Here is a 7,681-nt window from a genome sequence, read left to right as displayed (position 1 = left end):
CACTCACGTCGCCCCGGACTTGATCCGGGGCTTGGCTTTTGTCGTTGTGGCAGTGTGCGACAAAGGAAGCCAAATCCCGGGTCAAGCCCGGGATGACGGAAAGGGGTTAAGCACCTCCGCGTCTCCCTTCTCCTCTGCGTCCCCATTCGCACTTGGGCGCGAAACAGAAACCATTTTCCTACAGCCCCCGTCCTGCGTTACGCGGTCCTGTTTTGTTCCAACAGGAGCGTCCGATGCCACACGCCACTGCACCCGCCTCAAACCCGCAGACCCACACCGCTGCGTCCACGTCCTTCGGCCGAGGGTGGATTCCCGCTAGCCGGGATATTGGCCTGCCCAACGATGATCTGCTGCCGCTGGATGCGCCGTTGGATATTGGCGGGCAGGTGGATTGGGCGGGGTGGGTAAACCAGCAGCGCGGCGCTCTGGCTCCCCCTCCTCTTCAGAGGAGGGGGGCGGGGGGTGGTGGTTCTCCGCACGTACTATCCTCACCGGCAAGCGCATTTGAAAACGCGCGCCACCACCCCCGAACCCCCTCCTCTGAAGAGGAGGGGGCTTTTGCCCCTCCATCCGCCGCGCTCACCGGCGGCCATGCCTTCACCCCCCTCCTGATCGCGCGCTTCCTCGAACACCTCAGCCGCGCGGGCAATGTGCGCCGCCGCCGCGATCCGGCTTTTGCCGCCGGGTGGGAGGCGGCCTTGCTTCATGCGCGGGCGGCGGCGGAGCAGGTGCTGGCCGAGCGCGCGATCATGGGGACGACCGAGACGATCTGGTATCGGGGCGAGGCGGTGGGGCAGCGGCAGCGCTTTGACGTGCGGTTGCTGCTCGCCCACCTCGCGCGGCTCGACGCCCGCGCCGCCAAAGCCAGCCCCGCCATCCACCGCCTTGCCGAACAGTTTGACGACATGCTCCTCGCGCTGGGTGAGGGCGAGGCTCCGGCTGAGGCCGCCTGCCTGCCCGACCCGGAGCGCGAACGCTATATCGAGGAATGCGAGGGCCAAGCCCTGCGCCGCTTCCACGATGAAAACCCCGAACCCGATCAGGACGCCGACGACGCGCTCTGGGATCTATGGGGCGAAGTCCGCGACGCGATGACTGCCCAGGCCCGCACCCGCGCGGAAGCGGAGTGGGACGCCGAAACCGACGCCCGCTGCGCAAGGCTTGAAGCGCTGTTCCCGGCGGGGGAGGAGGACTTGGAGGAGAAACCCGCACCCCCCAACCAAACGCGCTCCCCCGCGAAGGTGGGGGCCTCAGGAGTTTTAAGGAACGCTCACAGCAACACGCCTGAGACCCCCGCCTTCGCGGGGGAGCACGAGGGTGAAAGCGCGCAAACGGGTGAAAACGGCGCGGGAAAATCCCCCTCTGGACCGTGTAAACCCCGTAAACCCCTCAGCACCCTCAAGTGCGGAACGGCAGCGCCCGCGCTGCTGGCGTCAACGCTCAGTTGGCCCCTTCCAGCGCCTCGCCCGCTGCCAGCCACGCAGCTTCCGCATCCTCAAGCTCCTTGGCCAGCTTGCCCCGGCGTTGCGAAAGGTCGCTCATGCTGAGCTTGGCCAGATCGGGCGCGGCGGCGGCGGGTTCGAACATCGCGCGGTCATACCGGGCGATCTCGGCCTGCAGCTTGGACACGTGCTTTTCTGCCTCGGCTTGCGCCTTTTGCAGCGCCTTGTACGCATCGCGGGCGGCGGCGCGGGCCTTCTTGTCCTGCTTGACCACGGGGGCACCGGCGGCGTCGGTCTTGGGCTGGTTGCGGCCGAGGATGAAGTCGATGTAGTCCTCGATGCTGCCGTCAAACGGCTTGGCCGTGCCCCCATCGACGAGGACCAGACGGTCGGCCACCAGCTCGGCCATGTGCCGGTCATGGCTGATCAGGATCACCGCGCCCTTGTAGGCATTGAGCGCGTGGACCAGCGCTTCGCGCGCGTCGATATCGAGGTGGTTGGTCGGCTCGTCGAGCACTAGCAGATGCGGCGCATCGCGGGTGACGAGGGCCAGCGCAAGCCGCGCGCGCTCTCCGCCCGACAGCGTGCCGACTTGCGAGGTGGCGCGGTTGCCGGAAAAGCCGAAGCGGCCAAGCTGCGCACGGATCGCGCCGGGGCTCTTGCCGTCCATCGCGCGGGTCATCAGTTCGAGCGGGGTGCCGCCATCGGCGATTTCCTCGACCTGATACTGGGTGAAGTAGCCGACCTGCATCTTGCCGGTCGCGGTCATTTCCCCTGCCATCGGCGGCAGTTGCGCGGCTAGCAGGCGGGCGAGCGTGGTCTTGCCGTTGCCATTGCGGCCGAGCAGGGCGATGCGGTCATCGGGATCGATGCGCAGGTTCAGCCGCTGCAGCACCGGCTTGCCGGGGGTGTAGCCTACGCTGGCAAGGTCGAGCGTGATCAGCGGGGGGCGCAGTTCCTCGGGGTCCGGGAAGTCGAAGCTGAGCGAGGGGTCTTCGACCACCGCCGCGATGGGCTGCATCTTGGCCAGCATCTTGGCGCGCGATTGGGCCTGCTTGGCGGTGGAGGCGCGGGCGGAGTTGCGGGCGATGTAGTCCTTGAGCCGGTCGGCCTGCACTTCCTGCGCGGCACGGGCGGCGGCCTGCTGGGCGAGGCGTTCGTTGCGCTGGCGCTCGAAGCTGTCGTACCCGCCGGGGTAGAGCGTGAGCTTGCCGGCGTGGAGGTGGACGATGTGGTCGGCCACGTTGTTCAGCAGGTCACGCTCATGGCTGATCAGCAGCAGCGTGCCGGGGTAGGCCTTGAGGAAGTTCTCCAGCCACAGCGTCGCTTCAAGATCGAGGTGGTTCGAAGGTTCATCGAGCAGCAGCACATCGGGCGCGGAGAACAGCAGTGAAGCGAGTGCGACGCGCATCCGCCAGCCGCCGGAGAAGCTGTCGAGCGGGGCGGCCTGCATCTCTTCGTCAAAGCCAAGGCCAATGAGGATGCGGGCGGCGCGGGCATCGGCGCTGTAAGCGTCGATGGCGAGCAGGCGGTCATGGACATCGCCCAGCCGGTCAGGATCGGTGCAGGTCTCGGCCTCTGCCAGCAACTGCGTGCGTTCAACATCGGCGGACAGGACGGTTTCGAACGGGGTGGCGCTGCCAGCGGGCGCTTCCTGTGCGAGATAACCGAGGCGGGTGCGGCGCGGCATTTCGATCGAGCCTTCGTCCGGCTCGATCTCGCCGATGATGACCTTGACCAGCGTGGATTTGCCCGCGCCGTTACGACCCACGAGGCCGACGCGGGCGCGTGGGGGGATGGCGGCCGAGGCGCGGGAAATGATGTCGCGTCCGCCGAGGCGGACGGTGATGCCGTTGATGGTAAGCATGAAAAGGGCAGGCGTCCGGTGCTGGAAATCAGGGGTGATCGGGCGCGCGAGTCCCTGTCATACTCGCCGGATGGTGGCAAGCGGAGTTGGAACCCATCAACTTTTGTGAGGACCGCGCACCCGCGAAGGCGGGTGCTTTAGGAGGCTGAAGCAAGCGTTCCGTAAGCGGCCTGAGGCCCCCGCCTTCGCGGGGGAGCGGTGCTGTATGCGGGATACAATTGGTTAGTTCGGGCGCAAGTCCTGTCCCTGCGGCGTGACCAACGGCAGGTCCTCATAAGCAGGCTGAAAGCCGAGCATACGGTAGATGTCTGGGCGGAGGTAGGGGAATGCGTCGCCTGCGTCCTCATGGACGCGGGCGCATTCGCCCAGAAATGTGTCGATAGTACGAAAGAGGCCGCGTTTCATGGGTTACCATTTGTGTGCGGGAATGCGCTGTAAACGCCTTGCGCCGGGCGCGGTGAGTCGCGCCAATTCAATCGGATTTCGTCAAGATTCAGCAATATGGACAGGGTGAACGCCTGCTTTCCAACTGGCTGAAAAGCCACGGGAAGCAGGCGTTGCGGTTAGTCTGCTATGTTCAGTGCTGCACTTTGCGCATCGGGCAACGTGGCGCCCATGCGGATGGCCAGCGTTGGCGCGATTGCGCGCATATCGATCTGGCCCAGATTGCGGGTCTTGGCCACGCCTTTGCCCATGACCAGAAACGTGGAGCGCATTTCGGGCAGGGTGGGGAAATAGCCGTGCATCCCCTGGGTGCGCGAAGGGCGAGCGAGCGGGGTGTCGGTGGCGAAGCCTGCGGCCAGCGCGCCGGGCTTGAGGTCCACGAAGAAGCTGGCTTGCGGGTTGCCGCCCATCGCGGCGATTTCGGCCCGGGTTGCGACTTTGGCGATACGAGCTTGCGGATCAGCGGCAAGCTTTTCGAGCAGGGTGCCGACCATGCCGGTGAGCGCGGCATCATCGGGGCGCGAGAGCACGACGGCGATGGAGCCGCCTGAAGGCCAAGGCATGGCGTCCCATGAGGCGACCTTGCCTGCGGCGTCGAGCTTGATCAGGCCTGCGTCGATGAACGGGCGAAACAGGCTGATGTCGGTATCGGTGGCGACGAAGCCATGATCGCTGACGACGGCAATGGTGGCATCGGGGTGTGCGGCCAGTTCTGCGGAAACCAGCTTGCCGACGGCGACGTCGAGCCGTTCGAGCGTGGCGTTGGACTGGGTGCTGCCGGGGCCGGAGGCGTGCTCTTCGTGGTCCAGTCCGGCGAAATAGACGGTGAGGAAGCCGGGTTTTTTCGTTTCGATCATGCGGACGGCGAATTTGGTGCGGGTTTCGTCGCCTTCGACGCCTTCGTCAATGCCATCGGCATAGGGGCCGCAATCGTGTTCGAGCGCGGCGTAGAGGCCGTCGGTGGCAAATGCCTTGAGCATCTTGCGGTCATCGGCGTGGCCCGAGCGCCAGATTTGCGGCATGTTGTAGTTCAGCGAGGATACGCCCACGCTTACCGGCCAGTGGACGTTGCCGGTGGTGTGGCCCGCCTTGCGCGCAGCGTCCCACAGGGTGGGGGCGGTGATATCTTCCGCAAACCAGAACCAGCCGCCGTAGTTGATCTGCTTGGGATCGAACGTGGTGTTTGAAACGATGCCGTGGCGGGCAGGCGCAACGCCGGTGATCAGGGTGGTGTGGCTGGGATAAGTAACGGTTGGCAGATTGCCGGTGACGCCGGTGGCATAGCTGCCTTCGGTGAGGAATCGGCGCAAGTTGGGGATTTTGAGCCCGCGCTTTTCGGCTTCGAGGACATCGCCGGGACGAAGGCCATCGATGGAGATGAGCAGGACGGGTGAGCGGTTTTCTTCGGCCCGAACGGCGACGGGCGCCGCGCTGCAAAGCAGCACGACGCCCGCGACGAAGGCCTTTCCGGCGGAAAGGCAGTTCATTGTCAGAAGCCTACCTTGAGCGTGGCGAAGACCTGACGCGGTGCGCCTGCAAGCAGGGTCTGTGCATCGCCGCTGAAGCCGAAGCCGTTGGACCCGATCGTGGCGACATAGCGCTTGTCGAACAGGTTGACGGCATTGATTTGCAGTTCGACCGGCTGGCGCTGGCCGATATCGAGGCGATAGCCGATGGTGGCATCGACCAGCGTCCGTGCGGCAACTGAACGGTCGTTCAGGTAGTTGAAGAAGCGCTTCGACATGTAGTTCACGCCGATGCGACCGTAGAACATGTCGGTGTCATACGACAGTTCGCCGCGCAGCAGGTGCTTTGGTGTGTCGACCACGGTCTTGCCTGCGGTGGGCAGAACGGTGGTGGTGGCACCTGCCTTGATCGTAACGTCATCGCGATAAGTGGTGTCGTTGTAGCTGTACGAGGCAAATGCGCCGAACCCGCCGGGCAGCTTTACGTCCACCGCCGCTTCGAGACCAAGTGCGCGAACCCCGCCGACATTTTGCAGCGCGTTGGCTGAACCGACGATGCCGACTGCCGTCGGAATGACCAGCAGGCGATCACGGAACTGGACATAATAACCCGCGAACGAGGCATTGATGATCCCCGACTTGTAGCGCAGGCCTGCTTCGTACGTGTCCGAGCTTTCAGGCTTGAGCGTGTCCTTGATCGCATCGAACCCGCCTTGCGTGGTCGAGAATGGACCGCCGGTGGACGAAGCCTGAAACGCGCGAGTGACCTGAGTAAAGCCGGCAAATGCTTCGAGGCCATTGCCGAGTTGGTAGTTCAGGCCGACGTGCGGCTGGAACCAGTCTTCGACCTTGATGTCTCCGGTGGCGAGCCCAGTGGTGTTGACCAGCGAGAAGGCGTTGGTGTCTACCGAGAAGCCTTTCCAGCCCACATTGATCTTCAGGTCGCCGAGGTCGATATCGTCGCTGACGTAATACTGGATCGTGTCGGTTTCGAACGCGATGGACCAATCGGTGCGGAACGGATTACGCTGGAAATCGCGGTGGTCGCGGCCGGGGGTGGTGCGGCTTTCATAGCCATAGAACCGGCGCGAATGGATGAAATCGTTCTTTTCGTACCAGCCGCCGATCAGCAGCTTGTTCATGCCGAAATCGCCGGTCCATGATGCGAAGGCGCCTTTGCGCTTGATATCGTATTCGGTGGTGCGGATCGACATCGGCACGCCCGATGGGCTGGCGCGATAGGGTGTGCCCCATGTGCCTTGGCCGTCGTTCTCGTGGTAGTAGCCCTTGATCGCGAACTTGCCGGTATCGCCGGTGGCGATGGTCAGGCCGAGTGAGGCGAGGGTGTCCTTGCGCAGGCCCGAAGCGTCATAATATGCATCGTCGGCAATGACGAACGGCGCGGGATAGGTGGTGCCCGCAGCCGGATTCGTTGGTGTGACGCCGCTGTAGCCGGTGTTGGCGGCAACATCGGCGACCACGATGGCTTCGGCATAGCGCGAGGGGCCGAAATTGTCCCAATCATAGCCGAGACGATCAATCATCTCCAGACTGAGATCCTGATAATCCTGTTCGGCGCGGTCGGAATAGCTGATCGAGCCATCAAGATCGACGCCTTCGCCCAGTGGCACAACGCCACGGCCGTTGAACATCAGTGTGCGCTGCTGGCCATCGCCCTTCCACTTATCGCCATTCTGGTACTGGACCGACGCATAGGCGCGCGCGCCATCTTCGGTGCCGACACCGATGCGGGCAAAGCCACGATAGGTGTTGGCCGAACCATAGGAGCCGCTGGCGGTGACGCCCAATGCATCGCGCGGATCGAGCGAGAAGAATTCGAGCGTGCCGCCGAGGTTGTTGGTCGATTGCGCAGCAATGGAGCCGGAGCCTTGGGAAACACGGGTGATGCCGATATTTTCAGGGCTGATCGCGCGGCTGATGTGAAGGCCGTTGGCGTTGCCATAGGACATATCGCCCAGCGGAATGCCATCGAGATTGAAGCCGAGCTGATTCTGGCTGAAGCCGCGAATGGTGACGCGGGTGGACCATTCATAGTTGCCAAAAGCGTCGGCCGACTGGAAATTGACCGAAGGCAGCTTTTCTATCGCCTTCAAGGGGCTGGTGCCCGAGGCGAGGATGGTGAGTTCGGCGGTGGAGAGTTCCTGCACCTGGCGGGTCTGGCCCGCGCCGAGCACGACGATTTCCGCGCTGGCAGCGTCCGCGGCAGCGGCGGCTTCCTCGGCAGCAGGGGCAGACTGGGCGGCGGCGATGGCCGGGGCGGCAACGAACGAGGTGCTGGCAAGCAGCACGGCGACGATACGCATGGTTTGATCCCTCATGTTCCACATTGGTGTGGTGAGGCGGCTGCTAGGCCTTCGCTGTTGCAGCATCGTGCAATTTCGGGGACAGATCAGGGACATCTGTGTGACGAATGATTGACGGCAACGATCTGGTACGTGGCT

Annotated in this window: 5 protein-coding genes; 1 reads left to right on the top strand and 4 read right to left on the bottom strand. The window is 64.1% G+C overall.

All coding sequences use genetic code 11. The features are described from left to right. The first annotated feature begins 233 nt into the window (after positions 1–233). Positions 234–1,547 carry a hypothetical protein gene (locus B7X90_RS07785; protein WP_292623269.1) on the top strand — a complete coding sequence of 438 codons (1,314 nt, stop codon included), beginning with the start codon at positions 234–236 and terminating at the stop codon, positions 1,545–1,547. Here the strand turns inward: B7X90_RS07785 and B7X90_RS07780 are convergent. The 4 genes from B7X90_RS07780 to B7X90_RS07765 form a co-directional block, all read right to left on the bottom strand. Next, positions 1,441–3,309: an ABC-F family ATP-binding cassette domain-containing protein gene (locus B7X90_RS07780; protein ID WP_292623267.1), complete on the bottom strand. Its 1,869-nt coding sequence runs from the start codon at positions 3,307–3,309 to the stop codon at positions 1,441–1,443. The genes B7X90_RS07785 and B7X90_RS07780 overlap by 107 nt on opposite strands. Positions 3,310–3,531: 222 nt before the next feature. After that, a complete protein-coding gene (locus B7X90_RS07775; RefSeq protein WP_292623265.1) occupies positions 3,532–3,714 on the bottom strand; it encodes a hypothetical protein in 183 nt (60 codons plus the stop codon). 158 nt (positions 3,715–3,872) lie between these two features. Then, positions 3,873–5,240: an ectonucleotide pyrophosphatase/phosphodiesterase gene (locus B7X90_RS07770; RefSeq protein WP_292623264.1), complete on the bottom strand. Its 1,368-nt coding sequence runs from the start codon at positions 5,238–5,240 to the stop codon at positions 3,873–3,875. A 2-nt stretch (positions 5,241–5,242) separates the two neighbouring features. Then, the gene (locus B7X90_RS07765) at positions 5,243–7,543 is read right to left on the bottom strand and encodes a TonB-dependent receptor (protein WP_292623263.1); all 2,301 of its coding nucleotides are present in this window, start codon (positions 7,541–7,543) and stop codon (positions 5,243–5,245) included. Positions 7,544–7,681: the final 138 nt, after the last annotated feature.

Source organism: Novosphingobium sp. 17-62-19 (assembly GCF_002256775.1).
Taxonomy (GTDB): domain Bacteria; phylum Pseudomonadota; class Alphaproteobacteria; order Sphingomonadales; family Sphingomonadaceae; genus Novosphingobium.
Note: the sequence above shows the minus strand (reverse complement) of the source record. Positions and strands in the feature narration are given on the sequence as shown.

What these genes read in the sequence shown, in the direction of transcription:
- B7X90_RS07785 (WP_292623269.1), top strand. Translation starts at nt 234, where the DNA reads ATGCCACACGCCACTGCACCCGCCTCAAACCCGCAGACCCACACCGCT.
- B7X90_RS07780 (WP_292623267.1), bottom strand. Translation starts at nt 3,309, where the DNA reads ATGCTTACCATCAACGGCATCACCGTCCGCCTCGGCGGACGCGACATC.
- B7X90_RS07775 (WP_292623265.1), bottom strand. Translation starts at nt 3,714, where the DNA reads ATGAAACGCGGCCTCTTTCGTACTATCGACACATTTCTGGGCGAATGC.
- B7X90_RS07770 (WP_292623264.1), bottom strand. Translation starts at nt 5,240, where the DNA reads ATGAACTGCCTTTCCGCCGGAAAGGCCTTCGTCGCGGGCGTCGTGCTG.
- B7X90_RS07765 (WP_292623263.1), bottom strand. Translation starts at nt 7,543, where the DNA reads ATGCGTATCGTCGCCGTGCTGCTTGCCAGCACCTCGTTCGTTGCCGCC.